Here is a 23,490-nt window from a genome sequence, read left to right as displayed (position 1 = left end):
TGCATGCCGGAAACCGGTCCGCCCAGGGGCAGCGTGCCCTCCGTGAGCGCGTTCCCCTTCATGCGATACGCCATGCCACCAACCCGCCCCTTCAAGCGCAAGCCGAGCTCCGCGAAGCGCACCGTGTCCGTTCGTGCGGGGGCGCCCGTGTACAGGTTGCCGGAACAATGACATGCGGATATCTTCATATCGACATGTCTTCTGTTCCTTCTCTCGACGTGCGCCCGCTGACCCGCGTCCTCAAGGCCCTGGGCGACGAGACGCGCCTGCGCATCGTGGCACTGCTCTCGCACTCGGAGCTGTGCGTCTGCCATCTGGAAAGCGCCCTCTCCATTCCTCAGTCCAACACCTCCCGGCACCTCTCCGTCCTCAAGGCCGCTGGGCTCGTCGAGGCGCGTCGCGAGGGCAGTTGGGTCTACTACCGGCTGGCGCCGCAGATGGACGCGCTGTGCGCTTCCCAGGTGCAGGCCCTTGTCGCCGCCTTCGCCTCGCGCGCGGCGCTGCAACGCGAAGTGGCGCGCGTCCTGAAGTCCTGTGGCCCCGACGCCTGCAAGTAGCGCCTATCCCCCTTCCCTGGTTGCTCCCGTCCATGTCCTCGCCAACCGCCTCCGACAGCGTCGTCAAGAAGCTCTCCCTCATCGACCGTTTCCTGCCGGTGTGGATCTTCGCCGCCATGGGCCTGGGCATCGGCCTGGGCCGCGCCTTCCCGGACCTGGGGAGCCGATTGGACACGGTGAAGCTGGACACCGTTTCGCTGCCCATCGCACTGGGCCTCTTGTGGATGATGTACCCGGTGCTCGCGAAGGTGCGTTACGGCGAGCTGGGTGGCTTGCGCGCGCGGGGGAAGCTCTTCACCACGTCCCTCCTTCTCAACTGGGTGGTGGGGCCGCTGCTCATGTTCGCGCTGGCGTGGCTCTTCCTGCCGGACCTGCCGCACTACCGGAATGGCCTGGTGCTCATCGGCCTTGCCCGCTGCATCGCCATGGTCCTCATCTGGAACATGCTGGCGTGCGGCAGCAACGAGGTCGCCGCCGTGCTCGTGGCCCTCAACTCCGTCTTCCAGATCCTCTTCTACTCGGTGCTCGGCTGGCTCTTCCTCACCGTCATCCCGGGCTGGCTGGGAGCGGATGCCGCGGCGTTCGACGTGTCCATGTGGAGCATCGCCAGGAGCGTGCTCATCTTCCTGGGCGTGCCGCTGGTGGCGGGCGCGCTGACGCGAGTGGGGCTTACCCGCCTCAAGGGAGAGGCCTGGTACGAGCAGCGCTTCCTGCCCCGACTGGGCCCTACGGCGCTGCTGGGCCTGCTCTACACCATCGTCCTCATGTTCGCGATGCAGGGGGAGAAGCTGACGCGCCTGCCGCTGGACGTGTTGCGCATCTCGCTTCCGCTGCTCGTCTACTTCATCCTCATGTTCGCTGGCGCCTTCTTGCTCTCGCGCAAGCTGGGCTTCAGCTACGAGGAGACCGCGTCGCTCTCCTTCACGGCGGCGGGCAACAACTTCGAGTTGGCCATCGCCGTCGCCGTGGGGGTCTTCGGCATGTCTTCTGGAGAAGCGCTGGCCGGTGTGGTGGGCCCGCTCATCGAGGTGCCCGCCCTCATCGCGCTCGTCTACCTCTCGCTGTGGCTGCGGCGCCGGCTGTTCCCCACGGCGGGAAGCGCGGTCCTTCCTCGCCGCTTCGGTGAGAGCCCGTCCGAGGAGTCTTCCCGATGAAGAAGGTCATCTTCGCCTGTGTGCACAACGCGGGTCGTTCCCAGATGGCGGCTGCGTTCTTCAACGCCATGGCGGACCCGACGCGAGCGCATGCCGTTTCCGCCGGTACGCAGCCGGGGGCCCGTGTGCATCCCGAAGTTCAGACGGTCATGGCGGAGGTGGGCATCAACCTGTCGGAGGCCAAACCCCAGCTCCTCACGGATGAACTCGCCCGGGACGCACAGTGGCTCATCACCATGGGATGCGGGGATGCGTGCCCCTTCGTGCCTGGCTTGAAGCGGGGAGATTGGCCTCTGGAGGACCCCAAGGGTAAATCCCTGGAGCGCGTGCGTGAGATCCGGGACGACGTGCGCTCTCGGGTGTTGGTCCTTCTGTCCCAAGAGGAGTGGCGTCGATGACCCTCACGCTACGCGCTGCCCGCCCCGGCGACCTGGTTGCGATCCAGGCTCTTCTTTCCTCTTCTGTGTCGGTAGGCGGCTCGTAGTCATGCGTTTCCGCGCTTGCATCGCACTCCTACTCTTCCTCTCGGCCTGCGCTTCGTCGACACCGCCTCCCAGTGTGCGGGGAACGCGGAACCCGAGGCTTGCCAACCTTCAGCGAGCGGCAAGACTGCCCTGGACTGACGGGGGACGTTGCGTTGTCCGAGAGGCTTCCCAGCCTTGGCCCGTTCTCGTGGAGCAGTGCTATCGAGCCCTCGACCATGACCGGATCGAATTCCATGACACCACGGGACGATGCTCTGTCGCCTCCGCTGGCGCTGGTGCCATGGGAATCGGGCTCTGCGTTCTGGTGGCTCCTGAGATTGTCGTGGGAGCCGTGATCGTTCTTGGCGTGGTGGTGGCCGCCGTCGCCATCAAGGAAGAGCTGGATGCATACGAACTTCGCCACGCCTACCCTGAGGAAGCAGGGACCTCACGAGGAGCGAAGGTGTCCTCTCGGGAAGCTGAAGCGCAACGCAAGCCCAAGCTGAAGCCCGAGCCAGCGGGGCAGGACTGGCAGCCCCCAGTGCCACCCGTGCCCGTGGACAGGACGGGCCGCGCCAGTTGCGAACCTGTTCCTGTGCCTCACGCGGGTGAGGACGACCCGCATAATGAATGTGCCGACAAGTTCCCGCCCAACCGTTATCCCGGAATGGATGTGGTCATTGGCGGCGTACGCTTCGATGCGTTGCAAGTTGGCGTGCGCGTGCTGTGGGAGATCAAGACCCATCGATTCGACACGTACAATGACTTCATCCGGAGGCAGGAGATTGCGAAGGAGCTGGAGCAAATAGAAAGGGAGCAAGACGCTGCGGCGGCATGCGGATATGGCTACGTGATCGGGGTGAGCACCCACGCGCACAAGGACGCGCTGTTGCGAGCGAATCGATTCCTCAATGTCGTCGTCACAGGATGCAAGCGATGACCACTCGGAAACGCCTCGATCTGACCGTCTACGCGCCAGTGCTCGTGGCCAATGATGGCCGCACACTCGCGGTCGTCCGTGGCATGGAACGGGCGCTGCCCGGCTTGCGCCTGAATTGGGAAGTGGGCAAAGGAGGGCGCCCTATCGAGTTACCTCAACGCGACGCCTGGCTCGTTGAGGCGACACCACGCGGAAAGCTCCCACTCCTGTGCAATGGCGAGGAGAGCTACCCCGTGACGGTTTCAGGAAGGGGGAGGTCGGGACGCCTCGGACCGGGTGGTCAGCCGCTGCTCGATGTCCAAGCGGAGTTACCGCTAGATGCGGCCGTTGTCGCGGCAGCAGGGGAGATGCTGGAGCGAGTAGCGGAGGGCGCCTGCGCGTTCTGGGGGCATGCGACGCCGGATGACGCTGCGCTGGACATCGCGTATCAGACAGCCCCCACCCTGGAGGGGCCGCCGTCCCCACGTCGGGGGCTGCCGGCCCTCAAGCTCCTCGAGCAGATACGCGCACCAGAGATCCCCTATTACCTTGGGTGGCTCAACTACTGGTCAGCCGCTGCCGCGCGGACCATTGGATTCCCCGACCCGACCCGTGACGCCGAGCTGCTTTCACGGGCGCGGCGCACGGAGTCGGGCGGGTGGGTTGTGCAACTCACCGACGCGCCGCTCGATCTGGACAACCCAACCCACTTGGATGCACTCAAGCGCGCCTATCAGCGCTTCCCGGAGATCGGCGGACGGGCGGCGCCTTGATCCAATCAGGGGGCTTGGGATGCGGCTCGGGCTGAGGGAAAGAGCGCCACTGCGCGTGCATCCGCGATGGTAGCGTGCCCATCCGGGAGGTCACGCATCCTTGCTCCAACCTTTCAGATTGGCCCTTGCGCTGGCGCTCGCATGGGGAGCCGCGGCGCACGCCGAGCCGTCACCTGGGGGCCGCGTCAGACGGGAACGGCCTGTCACCGTCGCGAGTACCACAGGTGAAGCTCTGCCCGTGGTCCACATCGCCCAGGACACACCGACGCTGCTCCTGTTCCCCGCTCCGATCCAACGGAAGTCCCTCACCGTCGACGAGTCGCGGATCCGCGTCCTGGATGCGGGGGAGCGGTCGGTCATCGTCCAAGCCGTGTCCGACCTCCGGAAGGACGAGCAGCAGGAGATGGGGGTCTTCTTCGCGGACGGCAGGGCACCCGCGCGGGCCGCCTTCTCGCTGGTGACTGACCCGGCCGAAGTGGATACGCGGATCGACGTGCAGCGTCCCGCGCTTCCGGACAGTGCTTGCCAGACCGCCGCTCAAGCCAAGGTGCCGCAGCCGGAGGACTTCGTGCTGCTGGGCTACGTGGACGAGATGGGAGTCACGACCTCTGAGGTCAATATCGTCGAGCCCGGCGCCCAGGGGCTTTCGTCAGACAAGACCGTGTCCTTCAGGGGCAAGGGGTGGGTGCTGGTGGATCTCCGAATCTTCAACGAGGTGGGCCGGCCAGAATGGACGCCGCGTGAGGCACTGTTGCTGGGCAGGGTGGGGGGACCCTTGAGGGCACGGCTCGTGAATGTCCAGGAGGGAGCGATTCCTCCAGGGAAGGAGCGGCGGGTGCTGGTGGTGGCGGATACGCAAGGATTGGAGGCCAGCCCCAGTTTCACCCTGGAGGTGCGCGGGGATGGGGGACGAAGCCTCACGATCCACAAGGTGCGCTTTCCCAGACCCACTCCAGGGGAAGCCCGATGACCGCGACCTTGCTCAGACTTCCGTCAGGTGCCGTCGTGGACGGATGGCGCGTCACAGGAGAGCTTGGCAATGGGGGCTTCGCCGTCGTCTACCGCGTGGAGAAGAACGGAATTCAGAGCGCGCTCAAGATCGCGCGTCACCGTGAAACCAGCGGGGACCTCAAGAAGACCCATGCCCGCACGTTGCGCGAGCTGACGGCGCTGCTCCTGCTGGACCATCCCAACATCGTCGGGCACCGGGGGTACGGCTACGCGGAGAGCGGCAACGCCTACCTTGCACTCGACTACGTGGAGGGATGGACGCTGGCGGAGTGGAAGGAACGCAAACACCCCACGGTGCGCGAGATCCTGACGGTCTTTGACAAGCTCTGCGCCGCGCTGTCCTACATGCACGGGCGTGGCGTGCTTCATCGCGACCTGAAGCCGAGCAACGTCCTCATCCGCAAGAGCGACGGCGAGCCCGTCATCATCGACTTCAGTTGTGCGACCCACACGCTCGCTGAAGAGCTGACGGAGGGCGGGTTGCCCCCGGGGACAGATCGCTTCCGTGCACCGGAGCAGTTCCAGTTCCTACGGGAGCACAAGGACGAGCACCGGGCGCGGTACGCCTTCAAGGTGGCGGACGAGATCTTCGCCGTCGGTGCCATGCTCTATGAGCTGCTGACGGATCCGCGCCCGACGGAGTTCAACGGGCGCTTTGCCCTGAACAGCCCGGTCGCGCCGCCGCCCGCTGCTCGCGCGGTCAATGCCCGCGCTCCCGAAGCGCTGAGTGATCTCGTCGACGACATCCTTTCTCGTGACCCCAAGAGGCGCCCGGTCGATACCGAAGCGTTGCGTCGCGAGTTCTCGGAGCTGCTCGCCGCTCCTGGGAGCGACTACGACGTGCCGGCGCATGCCCCCTCTGAACAGCGGCAGGTGGAACCCGCTGGCAGCGTGCCCCCTGCCGCCTTGGTGCCGTCGCTTCATCCCGCCCCGCTCAAACGGCACGTCAGCCTGATGCCACGCTCCCGCGATACGCGGCGCTGGCTCGCGGGCGTCGTCGTCGCTGTCGTCGCGCTCGTCGCCGCTGCGGCCTTCTGGTTTCGCCCTGAAGCGTCGCCCCCGCAGTCACCGCCCGTGATTGCCACGCCGACCCCACCCGGCACCGCTCGTTCCTCGCCGTCCACGCCCCCAGCCCCTGGTATGTCACCCACTGGCCCGGCGTCCGTATCCACACCGGGACCCGAAATCGTCGCCGCCCCCAAGGAAGGTTCACCCGTGAAGACCCCGTCACTCGAAGCGCCCCCCCAGGCCGCGCCCCGCATGCAGAAGCGCCCCCCCGGTGCCGCCGGGTGCGCTTCGCTGTCCCTGGTGGCGGCGCTGGCGGCGGGCTGCCCCGGCTCCCAGATTCGCCCCGAGGCATTCACGTGCCCGGCCGGTGCGGAACGGGCCATGCGGGAAGAACTTCACTGGGAAGTGCGCGAAACCTTCCTCGTCATCGCGGATGACCGTTACGGCACGAATGAGTCACCCTGGCTTACCGCAGGTGCGGCGGTGGTGGCTGTTGTTCCCAAGGGTCACGACGATCCACGGGCGGTGCAGGTGGCTCCTCCCGGAACGCGCTTCTACGGCACGGCGTATTACACCCCCCACCCCATGGGGATTAACGAAGGGCCGACGGCCGTCATTCGATATGACCGCGTGAAGCTCCCTGGACAGGACGAGCAGCCCGTTTGCTTCGTGGTGGCGATGCCCGCCAAAGATTTCAAGGATGGCCGGGTGCAGGCCGTGGCGAACATCATTCGCGGCAAGGTCGTGGACCGCTGGCCCTGAGCGGGACGGAGAGACGTCCTGGGTAGGTGGTTGGTCTTGCCGGATTCCGCTCGTGGCGCGACATGACCTCAGGGGGTCGTTCCCATGTTCCCCATCCCCTGGGTAACGTGCACGGTATCGCGTCGGGATGTTGCCCGGGCGAGAGGAGACGGCGGATGGCGTCAGTCGAGTTCAAGGCTCCAAGAGGGTCCATCCTCTTCACGAAGGATGGCTTCCAGTACGAGTTCCGCGATGACCTGGGGGAGGCGCATCACGGAATCAGCCTCCTGGTGGCGCGGCGTCGCACGGAAGAGGGGCAGATCAAGGGCCGGGTGTTGCTCAAGGCGATTGGCGTTTCGAGCGACCAGGGAATGACGCGCGTGAAGCGGGCGCGAGCGAAGCTGGAGGAGCAGGTGCGCCTTGCCTCCTTCCTGGAGCACCCGGGCATCTTCCGCGTCGAGGGGATGCAGAAGGCGGAAGGCTCCTGGTACGTGATCACGGAGCATCCGTCCGGTCACAGCCTGTGCGACCTGCTGACCATCGTCTCGGAGTGCCGTCGCTGGTTCTCGCCGCTCTTCGTGCTGCACGTCGGAGCGCGGGTCGCGGAGGCGCTGGCGCACGCGCACGAGGCGAAGGACGCGAACGGCAATCCCTTGAACATCGTTCACCGTGCCATCGACCTGGACCACGTCTTCGTCGATTGGAAGGGCAACGTGCGGGTCTCCGACTTCGGGCTCGCGCTGTCCTCACTGCCGGGGCGCGTTTCCTCCACCGTGCATCGGCCGCAGGGGGACACCTATTACGCATCCCCGGAGATGCTCCTGTCCGGCCGTGTTGATGCGCGCTCGGACCTGTTCAACCTGGGCGTGGTGATGCTCGAACTGGCCACGGGCAGGAACCTGCTGGATGCCCCGGACGACGTCACCGAAGAGGTGAAGGCTTCGCTGTCGAAGCGGAAGCTCGTGCGAGTCCGGCGCGCGATTCGCCGGGCGCGGCTGGCGGGATGCGACGTCCGGACGGAGGCGGCCATCTGGCGCGCGGCGACCTACACACAGGCGGACCTGGAGGCGTTGACCGCGAAGCTCCCCGAGCCCCTCCGCCTGCCGCTTCGCAAGCTCCTCCAGCCTTCGCCCGCTGACCGCTACCCGTCGGCGCGTGCGTTGGCGTCCGAGCTGAATGGCTGGCTCGGGAAGGGTGTCGTCTTCGGACAGGAGGAAGCCGCCGCGGAGCTGGAGAAGGCCGTGACGGACGCGGGGCAGGCCCTGGTGGAGCTGGGACTCCGGAGCCGCCGTCCTTCTTCGGTGCGCTTGGACGACATCACCACGAGATAACAGGCAGGGCAGTGCGACTCGGATTTGCTGCGGGTACGCCCTCGGATGAGGGGTTTCCACAGGGGTCCGGAAACACCGGCCGCGTGCTGCCTGATCAGAAAATGCGACCGGTAGCGGCCCCTGCGGACAGCCGCCATGGAATCTTCCTGAGACAAAGGGATGCGTCAAAGACAACAACCCGACACGTGCGACTAACTTGCAAGGATTTCATTCCTGGGCGTTATCATGGCTGAAGACACACAGACGCAGGGCTGAGCGAGGAGGCTGTCATGTCCGGAATGGCGATGATGAATGGCCTGGTGCACACCGCGGACCTCGAGTGGAAGCCGCTCGGGCCTGGAACCTCCTACCGCTTGCTGCGCGTGAGCGCGGAGACGGGCGTGTGGAGCGCCATCCTGAAGATGGAGAAGGGCGCCGTCTTCGCGCCGCACAAGCACCTGGGCCCGGCGGAGATCTTCATCCTCTCCGGCTCGACGCACGACCGCCTGGGCATCACCCGCGCGGGCGACTACGAGTTCGAGCCGCTGGGCGCCGAGCACCCCGCCACCACCGCGCTGGAGGAGTCGCTCATCCACTTCACCGCGCACGGCCCCATCGCGTTCCACGACGACAAGGGCCGCATCGTGATGCTGCTGGACTCGGAGTTCTTCCTGAAGGCTCAGGAGCAGGAGCCGCAGTACAGCCTCAAGAAGGCGGCCTGACGCGCTGGCCTGCTGTGTTTCACCCGTCGGGTGTCTGACATTGACACCCGACGTCAAGGCAGGCGGCCAGGTTTCAGGCCGCTTCCAGCAGGCGCAGGAAGGCCCGGGCCGCGTCGGCGTCGCTGATGCCCCCCAGCCCCTCGCTCACCTGCAGCTCCGTGGACACGACGCCGGGCACGCGCGTCTGTCCGAAGCCTCCCGCCACCCAGACCCGGTCCTCACGCGCGATGCGGTCGCGCTGGCGGTTGTAGGCCTGCGGTGAGCCGCGCAGGAACACGTGGAACATGTTCGTCTGCACGGGCTGCGGCAGCACCGTGACGCGCGTGTCCGCCGCGATGAGCGCGGTGAGCGCCTTGGCCCGCTTCACGTAGCCGGGGACGGCGGCCAGCGCGGCGTCGAAGCGCATGGCCGCGGAGGCCACCAGCGGGGCCAGGTGGTACAGGTTGCCGCCGTGCCGGTGGCGCCACACGCGCGACTCCTGGATGAAGTCGCGGTTGCCCACCAGCATCGCGCCGCCGATGCCGCCCACCATCTTGTAGAAGGACACATAGACGGAGTCGAAGCCCTTGCAGATCTCCGCGTAGGAGCGGCCGTAGAAGGGCTGGCTCTCCCAGAGCCGCGCGCCGTCCATGTGCAGCTTCACCTTCTTGTCGCGGCAGGTGCGCTTGAGCTCGTTGAGCTGCTCCCACGTCTGGAGCTGCCCGCCCAGCCAGCGCACCGGCAGCTCCACGCTGACGCTTCCCAGCACATCGCGGGACTGGGCCACGTCCTCCGCCAGCAGCGGCCGCGTCCACGGGCCCAGGTACACGGCGCGCAGCTGGTGCAGCACGGAGTAGGCGTCGTCCTCGTGCAGCACGTGGTGCGACGACGGGTGCACGCCCACCGTGCGCACGTTGCTCGCGTCCGCGTAGATGCGCAGCGCGCTGAGCTGCGCCATGGTGCCCGTGGGCATGAAGCACGCGTCCTCGAAGCCCAGCAGGTCCGCCACCTTCTTCTCGAAGGCCTGCACGAAGTCGCCGTTGCCGTAGACGTCGCTGGACAGCTTCTGGCGCTGCATCCACTCGCCAATGCGCACGAACTCCGCGCCGTCATCGGACGAGGAGCGCACCGGCAGGGACGCGGTGCAGCCCTGCCGCAGCTGTTCGTACTCCGCCTGCGAGCCCGCCGCCGCGCCTGCCCTGGGGGCCGCGACGCCCGCGTCCGGCGAAAGGACGCCCGTGAGCCCCGGCGACTTGACGGTGCGCAGGGAGGGCGTGCCCCCGTCCGGAGCCGCTTCGCCCCGTCCCGGGAACAGCGTGGAGCCCGCGAGCAGGCTGGTGAGTCCGAGGAACTCCGCCCGGCTGAAGCGACTGTCCTTCATGTGCCCTTCCCTCCCGCTTCCGATGGCTACAACCAACTGGCGCTCTTGAGCCCCATTCCCGTCAGGGCCCGCTCCGCGGCCTGCACGCCGAACCAGTTGGCCTCCTCGAAGAGGGCCATGCCGCCCAGGTCCGTGTGCGCGAAGTGCAGGTGCCGCCCCAGGCTCTGTTGCGCGGCGCGGCGTGCCTCGCCCCAGAGGAAGCCGGGCTGGGGCCGCACCATGGCATGGCCCCAGCGCTGCACCTCCAGCCGCTGCGCGAGCGCGCCCACCCCGGGGTGCGCCGGCATCAGGTCCGCCATCACCAGCGCCTCCCAGTCCCCGTACGTCGCGGAGAGGGCCTTATTGCGCTCCGCCTTCACGTCCGCGCCGGCCATGGGCAGGTACCACGTGAGCACCGTGGGCCCGCGCGCGTCCTGGCGCAGCGACTGGTGCGTGGCCACCACGTAGCCCAGGCTCTGGCTCTCGTAGAAGACGTTGTCCCAGGCCAGCGGGAAGCCTCGCGACACTGGCGGCGCGGACACTGTCAGGTTCGCCACCACCCACGGGCTGTAGACGAAGGCCTCCATCCACGCGGGCCGAGCCTCGCGCCAGGGCGCCACCACGTGCGCGGCGACGAAGCGCGGGCACGCCAGCACCACCTGCCGCGCGTGGAAGGCCCGGGGCGCTCCGGTGCGAGCATCCAGCGCGTGCACGCGGCAGCCATCCTCCCCTGGCTCCACCGTGTGCACCAGCACCTGGGTCTCCAGCTGGCGCGGCCCCAGTGACGACGCCAGCTGCTTCACCAGCCGGCCGTTGCCCTCGGGCCAGGAGAGGAAGCCGTCGCTGCGCTCCCCCTTCCCGTTCTGCCGCGCGGCGAAGTACCAGATGCCCGCCCAGGCGGAGACGTGCTCGGAGGTGGCGCCGTAGTCGTCGCGGCACGCGTAGTCCACGAACCACTTCAGCCGGGGCGAGCGGAAGCCCTCCACCTCCATCCACCGCGCCATGCTCACCGCGTCCAGCGCGGTCCACTCCGCGTCGTCGCTGGAGAGCGCCCCCGGCACCGCGAACGCCTTGCGCCCCTTCGCGTCGCGCGCGGCGGCGAAGGCGTTCATCTTGGCGTCGAAGCGCTCCAACTCCGCCAGGTCCTCGGGGCTCGCGCCCGCGCGCAGGTACAGCCCCTCGTACCAGTGGCCCTTGTAGAAGACGCGCTCGTCGGGCTCCTGGATGAGCAGCTCCTCCGCGAACGACGGATGGCCTTCCGCGTCCACGCCGGTGACGGCGTCCATCTCCCGCAGCAGGCGCATCACCGGCCCCCGGTCCTCCAGGGGCGACGGCAGGTAGTGCGCGCCCCACGGGAACGCGGACACGCCGTTGCGGCCGGAGCGCGACGTACCGCCGGCCTCCGCCTCCAGCTCCACCACGCGCACGTCCTTCACGCCCGCGGCGGACAGGCGCCACGCGGCGGACAGGCCGGCCGCGCCCGCGCCGACAATCAGCACGTCCACCGGCTCGAAGGTCTGCGCGCGCGGCAGCGGTCCTGTGCGCAACTTGTGGCCGGTGTCCACCGCCCGGTCCACGATGGCGCCCGGCACCGGCGCGCGAGCGGCCTGCCGCGTACAGGCGCTCGCCACGGAGGCGCCCAGGAACGCGGCCACCAGCTCGCGCCGCGTCAGTTCCACCGGCGCCACTCCTCTTCGTAGTAGTGCACCAGCACCTGGTTGTTCAGCCGGTTCACCTCCGCCGGCAGCGGCGACATGTCCGGAGAGAAGCGCGTGAGCCCCTCCAGCGTGTCTTCATCCAGGAACGCCAGCCCCTCCGGCAGCGGGCGGTAGCGGCCGGCGCGCTCCTGCGCCACCAGCACGTAGCCCCACTCGCCAAAGGACGGCACCAGCGCGTGGTACGGCTGCGTCCAGAAGCCCGCGGCCTTGAGCGTGGTCTCCACGCACCAGAACGAGCGCCGCGCGAACAGCGGGCTGGTGCTCTGGATGACCGCCACCCCGCCCGGCGCCAGGCGCTTCTTCAAAATCTTGTAGAAGCCCGTCGTGTACAGCTTCCCCAGCGCGAAGTTGTTGGGGTCCGGGAAGTCCACGATGACGACGTCCCAGGTGTTCGCGCCTTCGGCCAGGAACTGCATCGCGTCCGTGTTGATGACGCGCATCTTCGGGTGCGTCATGGAGTGGTGGTTGAGCGCCGCCAGCTCCCCGTAGCCCGTGGCGAGCCCGGTGATGGCGGGGTCCAGGTCCACCAGCGTGATGGACTTCACCTCCGGATACTTCAGCACCTCGCGCGCCGCGAGCCCGTCCCCGCCGCCCAGGATGAGCACGTGCTCCACCTTCTGCGCGCGCACCATGGCGGGGTGCACCAGGGACTCGTGGTAGCGGTACTCATCGATGCTGGCGAACTGGAGGTTGCCGTTGAGGAACAGCGAGAAGCCCCGCTTGCCGCGCGTGACGATGATGCGCTGGTAGGGGGAGCTCGTGGCGTGGACGACCTCATCCGCGTAGAGCTGGTCCTCGTAGAACGTGGTGAGCCGGTCCCCCAACGCGAAGCACACCAGCAGCCCCGCGCACAGCAACACCGCCTTGACGCGCAGGCGCACCGGGTTGGCCAGCACGGGCGCCAGCAGCCACGTGCTCCACAGCCCCACGCCCGCGTTGAGCAGTCCGAAGAGCAGCGACGTGCGCACCAGGCCCAGCTTCGGCACCAGCAGCAGTGGGAAAGCCACGCTGGCCGCGAGCGCGCCCAGGTAGTCGAACGTCAGCACCTGGCTGACCAGGTCCTTGAACTTGAGCTGGTCCTGCAGGATGCGCAGCAGGAGGGGAATCTCCAGCCCCACCAGCGTGCCGATGATCAACACGCTGCCGTACAGGACGACGGGGAACACGCCGGTGAGCGTGAAGGTGAGGAACAGCATCGGCGCGCACAGCCCGCCGACCAGGGCCACGGCCAGCTCGATCTCCACGAAGCGCTGGGCCACCCCGCGCTCCACGAAGCGCGACAGGTAGCTGCCAATGCCCATGGCGAAGAGGTAGCCGCCAATGACGGTGGAGAACTGGGTGATGCTGTCCCCCAGCAGATAGCTGGCGAGCGTCCCGACGATGAGCTCGTAGATGAGCCCGCACGTCGCGATGACGAGGACGGTGAGGAAGAGCAGCGTCTTGTTCAAAGCGTCACGTGTTTCAGCCGCTGATGGCCGCCGCGATGATGATGGCCAGGCCCAGGATGAACGAGCCGATGACGATGCCCAGCGCGACGTTCTGGTCGACCTCGATCTCCTTGTGCACGTCGTACGGCAGGATGAGGCGGATGACGTAGAAGCCCGCCACGAACACCACCAGGCCGATGAGCGAATAGATGATGCTCGCCAGCACTCCCTGCAGGGTGACCACCACTCCGAGCAACAGCATCACTTGCCTCCCATGAATCCACCGGTCCACAGCAGCACGCCGCCGGGACCGCGCTTCACGTCACCGGTCACCCGCCCGCGCTCCTCCTCACTGAACGGGGCCCAACCCGTATAGGTGGCCCACGCGTACGCCATGAGCACCAGTCCTCCCAGGTACCGCATCGTCCACCTCCCTTTGCCGCGAGGGCCTTGAGCACTACAGGTTGCTTTCCTTCCAGCGCTCGGTTTCGAAGCTGTGGGCGCCGAAGAACGACAGCGCCGGAATCACCAGGAGCAGCACCAGCGCGATGCCGAACCAGCTCTCGTTGGGCGTGTCGTGCGTGAGCACCACCCGGTAGACGATGGGCGCTGTCCCGTTGGCCGCGCTGAGCCCCAGCGCGGGGTCGAACGACGTGGTGGTGCGCAGCACGTACCGGCCCTTGGGAATCGCGGACAGGAACACACTGCCCTGCTGGCCTCCCTCGCTCCACGAACCGTCGCTGTCGCGCCCGTGGTAGTAGCTGATCTCCTCGTAGAAGCTCACCACGTCCTGGGTCTCCTGGTTCACCAGGTCGCCCTGCACGCCCACCCACGCGTTGTCGATGGCGTTGCCCATGGACACCTGGGCGCGCACGTTGCCGTCCCGGGTGAGCTCGAAGGGTTGGCTGAAGTGCATGGCGGCCGGCGTGCCCGACGCGGCGTCCCGGTCCAGCTTCACCATCATGTCCAGCACCTGCGCGTTGAGCGCGCGCGCGTGGAGCACCGCCGCCAGCGCGAACAAGCCCAGCAGCCACAGCGCCGACCAGCGCAGCGTCCGCATCATCGCCGCGCGGCGCGTGTTGGGCTGGCTGGGCGCGATGCCCCGGGGCCTGGGCAGCGGCTCCTTCAGCTTGAACGCGTCGCGCACCTGCTCTGGCGTGAGGTACTCGCCGTGCGTGTACGTGACCTCGTTGTCGGTGGCGTCCTCGTTCACCGAGTACGGCGGCGCGACGTACTCGGTGGCGCGCGCCGTCTCGCCCTGGAAGACCTTCCAGTAGAACTCGCCCACCACCGCGTCGGTGACGGCGGTGACGGACTGGAAGGCCTTGTAGCGGCGGCGGTCGTAGAAGGCGGACACCTGCGGCACCACGCTCGCGTCACCGGCGGCCAGGGGCTTCAGGAACACCCAGTGGCCGTTGGACTCCATCAGCCAGGTGAAGCCGCGCGCCGGGTGGTAGAGCAGGTACTCCATCCACGGGTAGCGCGTGCCCTCCACCACGCACGAGCGCTCCTGGTAGCCGATGCAGATCCACTCCGCGCCGTCGAGCGTCCCCTTCTGCCCCAGGGCGAGGGCCGCCGGCAGCTCCGGCTTCTGGAGCAGCTTGAGGAAGGCCAGCTTGCCCTGGGCCACGCTCATCAGCGCGCCGCAGTACGGGCACGCCACGCGCAGCGTCTGGTCCGGCGCGCGCAGCTCCAGCGGGCCGTTGCAGTGGGTACAGCGCGCCTGCTGCAACTGCGCCTTGCGCACGCGCGGGCGCAGCTCCCCCGCGGGGATGCCCAGCTGCACGAGCTCCAGTTTCTGCCCCAGGAACACTTCCGGGTCGCGGTCGCGCGTGCCGAAGTCCAGCGTGACGAACAGGCCGCGCGGGCCGGTGGCGTCCACGTAGTAGCTGTCCGCCTCCGGATCCACGTCGCTGGGGAGCTGTCCCTCCGCGGAAGTGACGCGCCCGTGGCCGCGCTCCTCCACCACCAGCGGGCGGTTGCGCAGGCGCAGGCGCTCGCCGGGGTGCAGGTCCTGCAATGCGAGGCCCTCCTCCACGCCCCCGTCGGAGAGCAGGTGGAAGGCGCCCTCGGACTCGCTGAGCCAGCCGGTGCGGCCGTCGGACATCTCCACGTACCACTCGTCCCAGGGGCCGGCGCCGTGGTCCTTCTGGAGGTGCCCGACGATTTGATACGCGGTGCCGTTGACGCGGCCCTCCAGCCCCAGGCGCAGCGGGGAGTCCGTCTCCACGATGCGGGCCACCTTGCCGTGGGCCTCCAGCTCCGCGCCCACGCGCGCCACCATCGTCTGGCAGTGGGCGCAGACGACCACCTGCGCGGACCCGGCGGAGAACTCCACGCTCGCGCCACACGACGGACACGCCCCCTGCGTCACGCCTCCACCCCTCTCGACAGCTCGCGCACGCGGCACGACGTGGCGCCCAGATGCTTCGCCGCCAGCGCGTCGAAGTCCGGACGCGCGCGGGTGCGACAGCAATAAACGTTGAGCGCGGCGAAGCCGTGCTCCGGGAAGGTGTGGACGGTCAGGTGGCTTTCGGCCAGGAGCGCCAGTCCGGTGACGCCACCGGGCTCCGGGAAGACATGCCACTGCGGCTGGCCCACGACCTTCAGGTCCATCAGGACGACCAGCTCCTCGAAGAGTCCCGCCAGCGCGGCCGCGTCCTTGAGCCGCTCCGGCGCGCAGCCGCTCGCGTCAACCAGCCATTCCTGTCCGGTTGTCACAGGGAAAACCTCCGGGGATGCCACCCTCTTTAACACGCTGGAGCCCGGTCGAAAGCCGCTAGGATGCGCGCCCCATGCGCACCCGATTCCTGACCGCTGGACTCCTCTGCCTCGCCCTGACCGCGTGCTCCAAGGACAAGGAGCAGCCGCCCGCCGCGAAGGCCCCCGCCAACTCCGAGCCGGACACCCGCACGGTGAGCCTGCAGACGGACGTGGCCTCCGCGAAGGGCTTCCAGAAGAAGGCCCTGGAGGGCCAGGACCTCTGGGCCACGATGGAGACGAACCAGGGCACCATCGTGCTCAAGCTCTTCTCCAAGGACGCGCCCAAGACGGTGGCGAACTTCGTGGGCCTGGCGTCCGGCGAACAGCCGTGGATCAACCCCAGGACGGGCGAGCGCGTGGAGGGCAAGCCGCTCTACGACGGCGTCATCTTCCACCGCGTCATCCCGGACTTCATGATCCAGGGCGGCGACCCCACGGGCACCGGCCGTGGCGACCCGGGCTACCGCTTCGGGGACGAGTTCAAGAGCAACCGGGACTTCGACAAGACGGGCCTCCTGGCCATGGCCAACGCGGGCCCGGGCACCAACGGCAGCCAGTTCTTCATCACCACGTCCACGCCGCAGTTCCTCAAGGGCCGGCACACCATCTTCGGTGAGGTGGTGAAGGGCTACAACGACGTGGTGGTGAAGATCGCCAACACGCCGCGCGGACCGCAGGACCGCCCGGAGACGGAGATGGTCATCCAGCACATCACCATCAGCGACACGCAGCCGTGAGCCTCCGCCCGCGCCACGTGCGCACGAAGCTGGGGGAGTTGAACTGCCACGTGGTGGACGCGCTCCCCGAGGGCGCGACGCCGGAGCTGGTGGTGGTGTTGAGCCACGGCCTGGGCGCGCCGGGCACGGACCTGGTGGCGTTGGCGCCGGAGCTGATGACGGCCGCGCCCCGGCTGGCCTCGTCCGTGCGCTTCGTGTTCCCGGAGGCGCCGCTGACCATGGAGCATCTGGGCATGGGCGGCGGGCGCATGTGGTTCGAGATCCCCATGGAGTACCTGATGGGACAGAAGCGCGACTGGGCGCAGTACTCCCAGGCCGTGCCGGCGGGGATGCCCGCCGCGCGCCGGGCGCTGATGAGCACGGTGGCGGCGCTCCAGGTGCCCTTGAATCGCGTCGTGCTGGGAGGCTTCAGCCAGGGCGCGATGATGTCCACGGACGTGGCGCTGCGGCTGGAGGAGTGCCCCGCCGGGCTGTGCCTGCTGTCCGGGGCCACGGTCGCCCGGGACGAGTGGACGGCGAAGGCCCGCGCCCGGCCGTCCCTGCCGGTGTTCCAGGGACATGGCCGGCAGGATCCGCTGCTCCCCTTCCAGGAGGCCGAGCGCCTGCGTGACCTGCTGACGGGCGCGGGGATGCCGGTGGAGTTCCTACCCTTCGACGGTGGGCACACCCTCATCAGCGAGGAGCTGGAGCAGCTGGCGGCGTTCCTCGTGAAGCGGCTGGACGGACGCTGAGCCGCGGGACGGAGGCGCAGGGTGTATCAGGCGAAGGAGCTGACGGTGTCCACGCGGGGCCGGGGCCTGGTGGACATCACCGGTGAGGTGCAGAAGGCGGTGAAGGGCACGGGCATCCGCGAGGGCCTGTGCACGCTGTTCCTGCACCACACCAGCGCGTCGCTGATCATCAGCGAGAACGCGGACCCCGTCGTCCAGCGCGACCTGGAGGCGTTCTTCTCCCGGCTGGTGAAGGACGGAGACCCGCTGTTCCAGCACGACGCGGAGGGGCCGGACGACATGCCCGCGCACGTGCGCACGGTGCTGACGCAGGTGTCCCTGAGCGTGCCCGTGAAGGACGGCGAGGCGGACCTGGGCACGTGGCAGGGCGTCTACGTCTGGGAGCACCGCACGTCGCCGCACCGCCGCCGCGTCACGGTGTCCGTGCTGGGCGGCTAGAGGTCGCGCACGGTGGCGACGACGGCCGTGCGGTTGCGCCGCTTCTTCGGCTGTTCGCGCGCCTGCCCTCGGATGCGCACCCAGGTGCCGGGGTCGTCCTGCGTCGCGTGGGCCATGGACCAGCCGGTGGGCACGTCAGGCGTGGTCCAGCCGTAGAGGGCTCGCGCGTCCTTCGGGGCCAGGTTGATGCAGCCGTGGCTCACGGGTTCGCCGAAGCGGTCGTGCCAGTAGGCCGTGTGCAGGGCGAAGTCGCCCTCGAAGAACATGGTCCACGGCACGGTGGCCACGCGGTAGCTGGCGCTGCCCATGCGGCCCGTCATGTCGGCTTCCGCGAACTTCACCCAGATGCGGAAGAGGCCTTCGGGCGTGTCGGTGCCGGGTTTGCCGGAGGAGATGAGCGTGGCGTAGACGGGGCGGTCGCCCTCGTAGGCGATGAGCGTCTGCGCCTCCAGGTCCACGTCCAGCCAGCGCGCGCCGGGATCCACGATGGACGGCGATGCCAGCGACCACGCGACGTGCAGGTCGTCGCGCGCCACCCAGTGGTCCTCCGCGATGCGGACCCACTGGCCGTCGGGGGACAGCTCTCGCACGGAGACGAGCGTGCGCGGAGGGAGGACGGTTTCGCGTTCGGCTCGCGCGTCGGGGGCTTTGCGCACCACCACGTCGGTGCGGGGGGCGGCGCGGGACTGCGCCCAGGCGAAGGGCATGGGCAGGGACGCGAGGGCCTCCGCGTCCAGGCCGCTGAAGTCGGAGGGGCGGTGTTCGCGCAGCACGCGCGCTTCGAAGTACTGGCCGTCGGAGGTGCGCCAGAAGGTGCGCCGGCCAACCTTCACCTGGCCCAGGAGCTTCACGGTGACGGAGCCCTTGAGCAGCACGCCCTGTCGTTTCTTCCGGGCGAGCGCGAGGCTCGGGTAGGCGCGCACGCGGCGGCCCACCACGCGTGCGTAGATGCCGGGCGTGAGCGCGCCCTCCTCCACGCGGGGCAGCGGGCGGACGCGGGGCTCGCGGAAGTTCTGTTCCAGGTAGCGCTCGCAGACCCAGCCGCGCGGCTCCAGCTCCACCCACGTCTCGCAGTCCGGTCCGCGCATCGCGCCCTTCCAGCGCACGCGCATGTCCTGGGCCACGGTGCCAAGTGAAGGCGAGTCCTGCCGGGGCTCCGAGCGCACCGCGATGGAGCGGCGCACGCGCAGAGAGCCCGCGTCCGGGGAGTACGGAATGGCGTAGGGCTCCATGCCCGCGTCGACGTCCGTGAGCGGTGCATCGGCGATGGCGTCCTCATCGCCGTCGGTGCCCACGACAACGGACGAGCCTGGAGCGATTCCTCCGTCCAGCGCATCCTCATCGGCTTGCGCGAGGGCATCCGTACCGGTCGCCGAGTCATCCGCGTCGATCAACGGCTCGCCGTCCGGTCCCAGCTCCAGCACGGGGACCTCGGATTCCGTGATGACCTGCGGTTCCTCTTCGCCAGGAAGGGCTTCGGAGTTCCCTCCGACGGAGGCGGATTGCGACAGCGAAGGCTCCACTGACAACGAGAGCGCACTGCCCGCGTCCTCTGAACCCTCCACCGCGCCAAGCAGGGCCGGAGCCGTCGCATGCGTGACGCCGCCGTCATCGGCCGGTTCGGGCGCGGTGGCCTGCCATGCGGAGTGCAGCGCCTGCGCGGACTCCGTCGGCGGCGCGGTCTCCGCTTCGGGCGCGGGGGCCTGTGCCGTCACGGTGCCCGCATCCACCGGCGCGATGGGAATGGGGGGCTCCACCGGAGCGCACGCGAAGAACAACAGGGGGAGTCCGAGGGGGAACCAGCGGCGGCGCATACAGGCCGCAACGCTACGGGTCCCCGCTGACATCCTCAACGTCGGCCCAGGTGCGATCTCCTGCGCGCGAAAGCGCGTGGGTGGGCAGGGCATGCGCCCCGAACGGCGATTGCCACGAACGGCGGAAAGTGACTCCGCGGATCAGCTCCGCCCCTCCGCAGGCGGAATCCCCTCGGGCGCTTCCGGCGTCTCCAGGAGCTTGTAGAGCGTCTTGCGGTCCACGCCCAGCAGGCGCGCCGCCTCGCTCTTGTTGCCGCCCACGTGCTGGAGCACGTGCGCCGCGTACCGCCGCGACAGCTCCGCGAGGCTCGGCAGATCCCCCGCGAGCCCCGTCAGCCGCTTGGGCGCGTCACCGATGGGCTCCGGGAAGTCCGGCGGCCCCAGCACGCCCGTGACGTTCAGCGCGAGCGCCCGCGCCATCACGTTCTCCAACTGCCGCACGTTGCCCGGCCAGTCGTACACCGTGAGCCGCGCCATCGCGTCCGCCGTCACCACCGGCCGCACCCCGCCCCGCGCGTGCAGCGCCGCGAAGTGCTCCGCCAGCGCCGGGATGTCCTCACGCCGGTCGCGCAGGGGCGGCAGGTGCAGGTGCACCACGTCCAGCCGGTACAGCAGGTCCTCGCGGAACAGCCCCTCCGCCACCCTCGCCTTCAAGTCCTTGTTCGTCGCCGCCAGCACCCGCACGTCCACCTTCACCGGGACGCTCTCGCCCACGCGGCGGATCTCTCCCTCCTGGAGCACGCGCAGGAGCTGCGACTGGACCTTCATCCCCACGTCGCCAATCTCGTCCAGGAACAGCGTGCCGCCACTGGCCTCCTCGAACAGGCCGCGCCGCGCACCCGACGCCCCCGTGAAGCTGCCCTTCGCGTGGCCGAACAGCTCGCTCTCCATCAGCGACTCGGTGATGGCGCCACAGTCCACCGGGATGAACGCCCCCGCCGAACGCGCCGAACGCTTGTGCAGCGCGCGCGCCACCATCTCCTTGCCCGTGCCCGTCTCACCGGTAATCAGCACCGGCACGTTGCTCGTCGCGGCGCGAGCGACCTGCTTGTAGACCTCCAGCAGCGCCTGGCTGCGGCCCACCAGCGACGTGCGCTCCACCTGCTTGCGCAGCGTGCGGTTCTCCTCCACCAGCCGCTTCTGCTCCAGCGCCCGCTTCGCCACCCGCATGATGGCGTCCACGTCGAACGGCTTGGACAGGTAGTCGAAGGCGCCCAGCTGGATGCTGTCCAGCGCGCCCTCGATGTTGCCGAACGCCGTCACGACAATCACCGGCGTGTCCGGCAGGTTCGACTTCACCGTCTGGAGCACCTTCAGGCCGTCGCCCGGGTCGGGCATGGCCATGTCCGTGAGCACCAGGTCGAAGGACTGCTCGCCCATCCGCTCCGCCGCGCCCTTGGGGTCCGGCGCCTGCGTCACCGGCCCCAGCACGCCCAGGAGGCGCTGGAGCAGGTCCCGCGCATGCGGGTCATCATCGACGACGAGGATTCGAGCTGTGCTCATGAGGCCTTGCGGATGGAGTGGGCGTCGCGCTGCGGCCCGGACTCCACCACAAGCGGCGCCGGAGTGCGCGCCACACGCGCGAACCGGACGCGGATCCGCGTCCCCTTGCCTTCTTCCGAATGCACCGTGAGCGTGCCGCCGTGCGCCTCCACCACGCGCCGGGTGGTGGCCAGCCCCAGCCCGTGCCCCGGAATGCCCCGCACCTCCGCGGCCCGGAAGAACGGCTGGAACAGCGACGCCTGCGTCGCCGCGCTCATCCCCAGCCCGTTGTCCGTCACCTCCACCACCGCGTCCGTCCCCTCCGTCGCCACCCGCACCTTCACGCGCGGATCCGGCCGCCCCGCCGTGTACTTCACCGCGTTGGACAAGAGGTTGCGCGCCACCACCTGGAGCAACTGCGCCGGACAGTCCACCAGCACGCCCGGCTCCAGCTCGCGCTCCAGCGACACGCCCAGCGCCGTCGCCGTCTGGCTCACCTCCAACAGCAGCGTGCTCACCGCCGTGTCCAGCTCCCCCATCGTCCCGTCGCCCCGCGTGCCGGCGCGGCAGAAGCGCAGCAGCGCTTCAATCAACTCGCCCATGCGCACCGCGCTGGATTCGCACTGCGAAATCATCTCCAGCGCGCCCGGGTCCTTCACCGCGCCGGAGCGCCGGATGAGCGTCAGGTAGCCCTTGAGCGGAGACAGCGGCCCCATCAGGTCGTGCGCCACGCGGCGGGTGAACGCATCCAGCTCCTGGTTGTGCCGTCCCAACTCCTCCAACTGTCCCTGGATGGTGGCGTCCTGGCGCTTGAGCAGGGAGATGATGTGCCAGCCCACCAGCATGGACAGGAGGATGGCCAGCAGCGTGGTGGCCGCGCCCAGGGCCGTGTTGCGCACCCGCAGCGTGCCCAGCCGTCCCACCAGCACGCGCGCGTCGGACGCGTTCTCCGTGGCCAGCTGCCCCGCCAGCTGGTCCACCTCCGCCGCCAGCGGGCGGATGCTCTCCACCAGGTGGCGCCGGGCGCGCTCCGCGTCACGCTGACGTGAGAACACCGCCGCCGCGCGCACCTGATCCGCCAGCCCCTGGCACGCGCCGTTGAAGCGCAGCCAGACCTCCTTCTCGCCGGGCGGCAGGTGGCGCATGTACGCCTCCGAGGACTGGCGGATGCTGCCCAGGATGTCCTCCATCACCGCGTCGGCTTCCTTGCGCTCGGCGTCGCCGCTGGAGCGCACGTGCGCCTCGATGGCGGACTCCAGCGACATCACGTCCACGCGGATGCGGCCGATGAGGCTCGCGCGCTCCAGGGCCTCCAGCACCAGCGCGTCCACCTGATGCCCGGTGCGCACCTCCGTCCAGAGCATGAAGCCGGTGACGCCCGACAGGAGCATCACCACGAAGAAGAAACCCGCGCGGTATCCACGGATGGGGGTCCGCGAGTTCATCGCCACGGGCACGCTCCTGGGAGAATCCCTGGAAGAATCCGGAGAAGACTTCGAAAGAAAAGAGACTACGGCACCGGCCCGTTGGCCTCGGTGGAGGAAGCGCCCGGCAGCGGAGGCTGGGTGCGCCGCCGCGCGCGCTCCAGCGCGGACTCGTACCACACGTCCGACAGCTCCTCGTGCAGCGCCGCCAGCTCGCGCTGCCGCGCCAGCAGCTGCGCGTTGTGCTCCTCCAGCGTGTGGCGCTCCGTCTCCAGCCGCGCCAGCTCGTCCACCGCGGTCGCGCGCGCCTGCTCCGCTTCCGCGCGCGCCTGTTCCGCCTCCGCGCGCTCCTGCGCCAGCTCCTCCAGCGCGGACTCCAGGGCCGCCATCCTCGCCGCCAACGCTTCGGTGCGCTCGCGCTCGGCCTGGTACTCGCGCTGCCAGCGCTCCGTCTCCGACACCTGGGCCTGGAGGCGTTCAGGGGGAATGGTCGCGGCGCATCCCACTCCGAGCCACGCCACACTCCATGCCACCAGCAGGTGCCGCATACGCCATCTCTCCCGACACCTGGCCGCGCGGCATGCACGACGAGGACGACCGGGCTTCATGCTCCATGTCACGTCCGGCGCGTGGCGCTCGGAACGCATGGACGCGGTGCAGCTTGCAGAAGAGCGCCGTTGCCGTCAAAGCAACGTGCGCCTGCCTGGGGAGCTTGCACCCATTGTTTCGATCGCAACTGAGGAGATTCTCCCCATGGCGGATCCGCTCCCACCCGGAGAACCCCGCGAAGTTGCTTGAAACCGGCCCTGGCACGGCGGGTGCTCTAGGGCTCTGGCATCAACCGATGCAATCCCGCGTCGGCGTGTCGTCCCCGGAGCCATCCATGAAGACCGTCATCGTCGCCGCCCTGTTCGCCGCCTCCGCCGCGTTTGCCAACACCCCGGCCCCGGCCGCCGCC

23 protein-coding genes are annotated in these 23,490 nt (G+C 69.0%); 12 read left to right on the top strand and 11 right to left on the bottom strand.

What is annotated here, in order from left to right; genetic code table 11:
• Window positions 1-194: 194 nt before the first annotated feature.
• The 9 genes from D7X32_RS18780 to D7X32_RS18740 all read left to right on the top strand — a co-directional run bounded on the left by D7X32_RS18780 (window position 195) and on the right by D7X32_RS18740 (window position 8,659).
• Complete coding sequence (locus tag D7X32_RS18780) at window positions 195-557, top strand: ArsR/SmtB family transcription factor (RefSeq protein WP_120603937.1); 363 nt, start codon at window positions 195-197, stop codon at window positions 555-557.
• 32 nt (window positions 558-589) lie between these two features.
• Window positions 590-1,711 (top strand): ACR3 family arsenite efflux transporter, encoded by a 1,122-nt coding sequence (gene arsB, locus D7X32_RS18775; RefSeq protein WP_120603949.1) that lies wholly within the window; start codon window positions 590-592, stop codon window positions 1,709-1,711.
• Entirely contained in the window at window positions 1,708-2,109 is a 402-nt protein-coding gene (locus D7X32_RS18770) for an arsenate-mycothiol transferase ArsC (RefSeq protein ID WP_120603936.1), read from the top strand. Before arsB ends, D7X32_RS18770 begins: the two co-directional genes overlap by 4 nt.
• A gap of 367 nt (window positions 2,110-2,476) precedes the next feature.
• Window positions 2,477-3,115, top strand: coding sequence for a DUF6310 domain-containing protein (locus tag D7X32_RS18765; protein ID WP_306414651.1), 639 nt, complete (start codon window positions 2,477-2,479; stop codon window positions 3,113-3,115).
• Entirely contained in the window at window positions 3,112-3,867 is a 756-nt protein-coding gene (locus D7X32_RS18760) for a DUF5953 family protein (RefSeq protein WP_120603934.1), read from the top strand. Before D7X32_RS18765 ends, D7X32_RS18760 begins: the two co-directional genes overlap by 4 nt.
• A gap of 100 nt (window positions 3,868-3,967) precedes the next feature.
• Complete coding sequence (locus tag D7X32_RS18755; RefSeq protein ID WP_120603933.1) at window positions 3,968-4,837, top strand: DUF2381 family protein; 870 nt, start codon at window positions 3,968-3,970, stop codon at window positions 4,835-4,837.
• Entirely contained in the window at window positions 4,834-6,648 is a 1,815-nt protein-coding gene (locus D7X32_RS18750; protein WP_120603932.1) for a serine/threonine protein kinase, read from the top strand. Before D7X32_RS18755 ends, D7X32_RS18750 begins: the two co-directional genes overlap by 4 nt.
• 155 nt (window positions 6,649-6,803) lie before the next feature.
• Window positions 6,804-7,958 carry a protein kinase domain-containing protein gene (locus D7X32_RS18745; RefSeq protein ID WP_120603931.1) on the top strand — a complete coding sequence of 385 codons (1,155 nt, stop codon included), beginning with the start codon at window positions 6,804-6,806 and terminating at the stop codon, window positions 7,956-7,958.
• Window positions 7,959-8,227: 269 nt separating this feature from the next.
• Entirely contained in the window at window positions 8,228-8,659 is a 432-nt protein-coding gene (locus D7X32_RS18740; protein WP_120603930.1) for a cupin domain-containing protein, read from the top strand.
• A gap of 73 nt (window positions 8,660-8,732) precedes the next feature.
• Here D7X32_RS18740 and D7X32_RS18735 read toward each other — a convergent pair whose 3' ends face one another.
• The 7 genes from D7X32_RS18735 to speD are packed head-to-tail and all read right to left on the bottom strand — an operon-like array spanning window position 8,733 to window position 15,864.
• Window positions 8,733-10,019: a threonine aldolase family protein gene (locus tag D7X32_RS18735; RefSeq protein WP_120603929.1), complete on the bottom strand. Its 1,287-nt coding sequence runs from the start codon at window positions 10,017-10,019 to the stop codon at window positions 8,733-8,735.
• 26 nt (window positions 10,020-10,045) lie between these two features.
• The gene (locus D7X32_RS18730) at window positions 10,046-11,677 is read right to left on the bottom strand and encodes an FAD-dependent oxidoreductase (protein WP_208752471.1); all 1,632 of its coding nucleotides are present in this window, start codon (window positions 11,675-11,677) and stop codon (window positions 10,046-10,048) included.
• Window positions 11,668-13,164, bottom strand: coding sequence for a polyamine aminopropyltransferase (locus D7X32_RS18725; protein ID WP_120603927.1), 1,497 nt, complete (start codon window positions 13,162-13,164; stop codon window positions 11,668-11,670). The genes D7X32_RS18730 and D7X32_RS18725 overlap by 10 nt, the downstream gene beginning before the upstream one ends.
• Window positions 13,165-13,177: 13 nt before the next feature.
• The gene (locus tag D7X32_RS18720; RefSeq protein WP_120603926.1) at window positions 13,178-13,405 is read right to left on the bottom strand and encodes a DUF350 domain-containing protein; all 228 of its coding nucleotides are present in this window, start codon (window positions 13,403-13,405) and stop codon (window positions 13,178-13,180) included.
• On the bottom strand, window positions 13,405-13,566 hold the full coding sequence (locus D7X32_RS45980; protein ID WP_167506487.1) for a hypothetical protein: 162 nt from the start codon (window positions 13,564-13,566) through the stop codon (window positions 13,405-13,407). Before D7X32_RS45980 ends, D7X32_RS18720 begins: the two co-directional genes overlap by 1 nt.
• A gap of 34 nt (window positions 13,567-13,600) precedes the next feature.
• Window positions 13,601-15,517 (bottom strand): DUF4178 domain-containing protein, encoded by a 1,917-nt coding sequence (locus tag D7X32_RS18715; protein ID WP_120603925.1) that lies wholly within the window; start codon window positions 15,515-15,517, stop codon window positions 13,601-13,603.
• Complete coding sequence (speD, locus tag D7X32_RS18710; RefSeq protein ID WP_120603924.1) at window positions 15,514-15,864, bottom strand: adenosylmethionine decarboxylase; 351 nt, start codon at window positions 15,862-15,864, stop codon at window positions 15,514-15,516. Before speD ends, D7X32_RS18715 begins: the two co-directional genes overlap by 4 nt.
• Before the next feature lie 74 nt (window positions 15,865-15,938).
• On the opposite strand from speD, the gene D7X32_RS18705 reads away from it, so the two are divergent.
• From D7X32_RS18705 to D7X32_RS18695, 3 genes are read left to right on the top strand one after another with little or no spacing between them, the layout of a single operon-like run.
• Window positions 15,939-16,643 (top strand): peptidylprolyl isomerase, encoded by a 705-nt coding sequence (locus D7X32_RS18705; RefSeq protein ID WP_120603923.1) that lies wholly within the window; start codon window positions 15,939-15,941, stop codon window positions 16,641-16,643.
• Window positions 16,640-17,374 (top strand): alpha/beta hydrolase, encoded by a 735-nt coding sequence (locus D7X32_RS18700; RefSeq protein WP_120603922.1) that lies wholly within the window; start codon window positions 16,640-16,642, stop codon window positions 17,372-17,374. Before D7X32_RS18705 ends, D7X32_RS18700 begins: the two co-directional genes overlap by 4 nt.
• Before the next feature lie 21 nt (window positions 17,375-17,395).
• Window positions 17,396-17,812: a secondary thiamine-phosphate synthase enzyme YjbQ gene (locus D7X32_RS18695; RefSeq protein WP_120603921.1), complete on the top strand. Its 417-nt coding sequence runs from the start codon at window positions 17,396-17,398 to the stop codon at window positions 17,810-17,812.
• Here D7X32_RS18695 and D7X32_RS18690 read toward each other — a convergent pair.
• From D7X32_RS18690 to D7X32_RS18675, 4 genes are all read right to left on the bottom strand, one after another.
• Window positions 17,809-19,626 (bottom strand): L,D-transpeptidase family protein, encoded by a 1,818-nt coding sequence (locus D7X32_RS18690; protein WP_120603920.1) that lies wholly within the window; start codon window positions 19,624-19,626, stop codon window positions 17,809-17,811. The genes D7X32_RS18695 and D7X32_RS18690 overlap by 4 nt on opposite strands.
• A gap of 141 nt (window positions 19,627-19,767) precedes the next feature.
• Window positions 19,768-21,129 (bottom strand): sigma-54-dependent transcriptional regulator, encoded by a 1,362-nt coding sequence (locus D7X32_RS18685; protein WP_120603919.1) that lies wholly within the window; start codon window positions 21,127-21,129, stop codon window positions 19,768-19,770.
• Entirely contained in the window at window positions 21,126-22,553 is a 1,428-nt protein-coding gene (locus tag D7X32_RS18680; RefSeq protein ID WP_120603918.1) for a sensor histidine kinase, read from the bottom strand. Before D7X32_RS18680 ends, D7X32_RS18685 begins: the two co-directional genes overlap by 4 nt.
• 65 nt (window positions 22,554-22,618) lie before the next feature.
• A complete protein-coding gene (locus D7X32_RS18675; RefSeq protein ID WP_120603917.1) occupies window positions 22,619-23,080 on the bottom strand; it encodes a hypothetical protein in 462 nt (153 codons plus the stop codon).
• Between the last annotated feature and the right edge of the window lie 410 nt (window positions 23,081-23,490).

The sequence above is a fragment of the Corallococcus carmarthensis genome, from assembly GCF_003611695.1.
Taxonomy (GTDB): domain Bacteria; phylum Myxococcota; class Myxococcia; order Myxococcales; family Myxococcaceae; genus Corallococcus; species Corallococcus carmarthensis.
The sequence above is the reverse complement of the archived record's forward strand: the minus strand, read 5'-3'. Positions and strand labels throughout refer to the sequence as shown.

Bases quoted from the DNA above. Each gene is read 5' to 3' on its own strand.
- arsB (WP_120603949.1), top strand. From the start codon at position 590: ATGTCCTCGCCAACCGCCTCCGACAGCGTCGTCAAGAAGCTCTCCCTC.
- D7X32_RS18675 (WP_120603917.1), bottom strand. From the start codon at position 23,080: ATGCGGCACCTGCTGGTGGCATGGAGTGTGGCGTGGCTCGGAGTGGGA.
- D7X32_RS18745 (WP_120603931.1), top strand. From the start codon at position 6,804: ATGGCGTCAGTCGAGTTCAAGGCTCCAAGAGGGTCCATCCTCTTCACG.
- D7X32_RS45980 (WP_167506487.1), bottom strand. From the start codon at position 13,566: ATGCGGTACCTGGGAGGACTGGTGCTCATGGCGTACGCGTGGGCCACC.
- D7X32_RS18690 (WP_120603920.1), bottom strand. From the start codon at position 19,626: ATGCGCCGCCGCTGGTTCCCCCTCGGACTCCCCCTGTTGTTCTTCGCG.
- D7X32_RS18735 (WP_120603929.1), bottom strand. From the start codon at position 10,019: ATGAAGGACAGTCGCTTCAGCCGGGCGGAGTTCCTCGGACTCACCAGC.
- D7X32_RS18760 (WP_120603934.1), top strand. From the start codon at position 3,112: ATGACCACTCGGAAACGCCTCGATCTGACCGTCTACGCGCCAGTGCTC.
- D7X32_RS18770 (WP_120603936.1), top strand. From the start codon at position 1,708: ATGAAGAAGGTCATCTTCGCCTGTGTGCACAACGCGGGTCGTTCCCAG.
- D7X32_RS18780 (WP_120603937.1), top strand. From the start codon at position 195: ATGTCTTCTGTTCCTTCTCTCGACGTGCGCCCGCTGACCCGCGTCCTC.
- D7X32_RS18720 (WP_120603926.1), bottom strand. From the start codon at position 13,405: ATGCTGTTGCTCGGAGTGGTGGTCACCCTGCAGGGAGTGCTGGCGAGC.
- D7X32_RS18680 (WP_120603918.1), bottom strand. From the start codon at position 22,553: ATGAACTCGCGGACCCCCATCCGTGGATACCGCGCGGGTTTCTTCTTC.
- D7X32_RS18705 (WP_120603923.1), top strand. From the start codon at position 15,939: ATGCGCACCCGATTCCTGACCGCTGGACTCCTCTGCCTCGCCCTGACC.
- D7X32_RS18765 (WP_306414651.1), top strand. From the start codon at position 2,477: ATGGGAATCGGGCTCTGCGTTCTGGTGGCTCCTGAGATTGTCGTGGGA.
- D7X32_RS18750 (WP_120603932.1), top strand. From the start codon at position 4,834: ATGACCGCGACCTTGCTCAGACTTCCGTCAGGTGCCGTCGTGGACGGA.
- D7X32_RS18685 (WP_120603919.1), bottom strand. From the start codon at position 21,129: ATGAGCACAGCTCGAATCCTCGTCGTCGATGATGACCCGCATGCGCGG.
- D7X32_RS18740 (WP_120603930.1), top strand. From the start codon at position 8,228: ATGTCCGGAATGGCGATGATGAATGGCCTGGTGCACACCGCGGACCTC.